We start from the raw sequence: 549 nt of genomic DNA on the forward strand, positions 1-549 counted from the left end.
CCGCAGGGCTCGATCCGATCGGTGCGGCTGCGTTCGACGAACTCACCGCCTCGCTGCAAAAGACGCTGGGGCTGACGGTGTTCCTCATCACGCACGATCTCGATACGCTCTACGCGATTTGCGACCGCGTCGCCGTGCTGGCCGACAAGAAGGTGATTGCGGTGGGCACGATCGACGAACTGCTGGCGCTCGACCACCCTTGGATCCAGGAATATTTCAAGGGGCCGCGCGGGCGCGCCGCGATCGCCACAGTCCACAACAATGAAGAACGCGCGCAAGCGAAAGGCAGTAGCTGATGGAAACCCGCTCGAACCATGTTCTGGTCGGCACCGTCGTGCTGATCCTGATCGCGGTGATGTTGTTGTTCCTGGTGTGGATCGCACGCTGGGGCACCGCCACCGACAAGGAATATGATATCTTCTTCAAGCAATCGGTCGATGGCCTGGCCGTGGGGTCGGCGGTCGCCTTTTCGGGCGTGCCGTCGGGCCAGGTCAAGGAAATCAAGCTGTGGAAGCCCGATCCGCAGTTGGTGCGCGTGCGGATCAGCGT

1 protein-coding gene and 1 pseudogene are annotated in these 549 nt (G+C 61.9%); both read left to right on the top strand.

Annotated elements, in window-relative coordinates; genetic code table 11:
• Window positions 1–296: pseudogene (locus AACY49_RS30165) on the top strand (ABC transporter ATP-binding protein); the annotation flags it as partial.
• The coding region (locus AACY49_RS30170; protein WP_339527900.1) for an MlaD family protein at window positions 296–549 on the top strand (254 nt) is incomplete at its 3' end. The pseudogene AACY49_RS30165 and the gene AACY49_RS30170, both read left to right, overlap by 1 nt.

It is taken from the genome of Pseudomonas sp. EL_65y_Pfl2_R96, assembly GCF_963970905.1.
In the GTDB taxonomy this organism is placed as follows: Bacteria; Pseudomonadota; Gammaproteobacteria; order Pseudomonadales; family Pseudomonadaceae; genus Aquipseudomonas.